Raw genomic sequence first — 239 nt, forward strand, 5'->3', positions numbered from 1 at the left:
GGCCGTTGGCAGCCACCTTCCCGGCATTACTGGCCGCCACACTGGCGATGGGCATGATCAATGCCGTGGTCGAACAGGTGAACGGCCTGCCCATCGGCCTGACCTACGTTACTGGCGCCCTGTCCCGTTTCGGCCGTGGCCTGGGGCGCTGGCTGCTGGGCGAGCGGCGTAACGGCTGGCGGGTGCAACTGGTGCCTTGGGCCGGCATGCTGTCGGGGGCCGCGCTCGGCGCTTGGTTG

General features: G+C 69.5%; 1 protein-coding gene. It reads left to right on the forward strand.

The window, feature by feature from the left end; all coding sequences use genetic code 11:
- The coding region (locus SB756_RS34840) for a DUF1275 family protein (protein WP_410913852.1) at nucleotides 1-239 on the forward strand (239 nt) is incomplete at both ends.

It is taken from the genome of Pseudomonas sp. SIMBA_068, assembly GCF_046534705.1.
In the GTDB taxonomy this organism is placed as follows: Bacteria; Pseudomonadota; Gammaproteobacteria; order Pseudomonadales; family Pseudomonadaceae; genus Aquipseudomonas; species Aquipseudomonas putida.